We start from the raw sequence: 2,090 nt of genomic DNA, 5'->3' as shown, positions 1-2,090 counted from the left end.
TAAGCGTCAGGCAGTAACGAACCCGACTAATACTTTGTTTGCGATCAAGCGTTTAATTGGTCGTCGTTTTGAAGATGAAGTTGTACAGAAAGACATCTCAATGGTGCCTTACACCATTTCTAAAGCTGACAATGGTGATGCGTGGGTAGAAGTTAAGGGCGATAAGAAAGCGCCACCTCAGATCTCTGCAGAAATCTTGAAGAAGATGAAGAAAACGGCTGAAGACTTTCTAGGCGAGTCAGTAACTGAAGCGGTAATTACAGTTCCTGCTTACTTTAACGATTCTCAGCGTCAGGCAACTAAGGATGCCGGTAAAATTGCTGGTCTAGATGTTAAGCGTATTATCAACGAGCCAACTGCAGCAGCACTAGCGTTCGGTTTAGATAAGAGCAAAGGCGATTCAACAATTGCTGTTTATGACTTGGGTGGTGGTACTTTTGATATTTCTATCATCGAAATTGCTGACGTTGATGGCGAGAAGCAGTTTGAAGTATTAGCGACTAACGGTGACACCTTCTTGGGTGGTGAAGATTTCGATATGACGCTAATCGATTACTTGGCTGATGAGTTCAAGAAAGATAGCGGTATCGACCTTAAAGGTGATCCTCTAGCGATGCAGCGTTTGAAAGAAGCGGCTGAAAAAGCAAAAGTTGAGCTTTCAAGTGCGCAACAGACAGATGTAAACCTTCCTTATATTACGGCTGATGCGTCAGGTCCTAAGCACCTTAACGTGAAAATGACGCGTTCGAAGCTAGAGTCGCTAGTTGAAGATTTGGTTGAACGTAGTTTAGCGCCTTGTAAGACTGCATTGAATGATGCAGGTCTTAGCGCTTCAGAAATTGACGACGTTATCTTGGTTGGTGGTCAGTCTCGTATGCCTTTGGTTCAGAAGAAGGTTGAAGAGTTCTTCGGCAGAGAGCCACGTAAAGACGTTAACCCAGACGAAGCGGTAGCAATGGGTGCAGCGATCCAGGCTGCGGTATTGGCTGGTGACGTAACAGACGTACTGCTACTAGACGTTACGCCATTAACTTTGGGTATCGAAACAATGGGTGGCGTAGCCACAGCATTGATCGAGAAGAACACGACTATCCCAAGTAAGAAGTCCCAGATCTTCTCAACGGCTGAAGATAACCAGTCTGCTGTAACGATTCACGTTGTACAGGGTGAGCGTAAGCAAGCGGCTCAGAACAAATCTTTGGGACGTTTCGACTTGTCAGATATTCCTGCGGGCCCTCGTGGTATGCCTCAGATCGAAGTGACTTTTGACATCGATGCAAACGGTATCTTGAACGTATCGGCGAAAGACAAGGCGACAGGTAAAGAGCAGTCTATCGTGATTAAAGCTTCTTCTGGTCTATCTGATGATGAAGTCGAGCAAATGGTAAATGATGCAGAAGCAAATGCTGATGCCGATCGCCAGTTCGAAGAGCTAGTGACTGCGCGTAACCAAGGTGATGCGATTGTTCATGCGACTAAGAAGACTCTAGAAGAAGCTGGTGATAAGGCGACTGAAGAAGAGAAAACTGCGATTGAAGCTGCGATTACTGACCTTGAAGAAGCGCTTAAGGGTGATGATAAGGCAGATATCGAAGCGAAGACTCAGGCATTGACTGAAGCTTCATCAGGTTTGGCTCAAAAGATGTATGCTGAGCAAGCAGCAGCGGGCGCAGGCCCAGAAGCAGCAGCGCAAGGCGGTGCAGCAGAAGAGCCAGCTGGCGCAGCGGACGACAATGTGGTTGACGCTGAGTTTGAAGAAGTTAAAGACGACAAGAAGTAAGTTGTCGATAGGAGGGCGTAGCCCCTCCTGTTCTGAGACTTAAATAGCGTAATTTTTGAATCTTCTGGTTTGAAAGCTTACGTTTGAACGCGGAAGCATCGCCTTCCGCGTTTGCATATCTTCAGGTTTATTTTGCTAGGTCAGTTTGTATTAATGCGCAATAGAGCTATTGAGAGCTGCGCTAGCAAAATGATTCATCCTTCGGCAGAGGTCGGGGAAGAGTTTTATTTACGGTTTTATTGAATACGGTTGTTGCATATGTCGAAACGAGATTATTACGAAGTTCTGGGTATTGAACGCTCAGCTGATG

1 protein-coding gene is annotated in these 2,090 nt (G+C 46.0%); it reads left to right on the top strand.

Annotation, left to right across the window (positions count from 1 at the left end; translation table 11 throughout):
* Nucleotides 1-1,780, top strand: a 1,780-nt coding sequence (gene dnaK, locus A3756_RS12670) for a molecular chaperone DnaK (RefSeq protein ID WP_068553618.1), incomplete at its 5' end; no start/stop codon positions are given.
* Nucleotides 1,781-2,090 lie beyond the last annotated feature (310 nt).

Source organism: Oleiphilus sp. HI0086, assembly GCF_001635225.1.
Note: the sequence above shows the minus strand (reverse complement) of the source record. Positions and strands in the feature narration are given on the sequence as shown.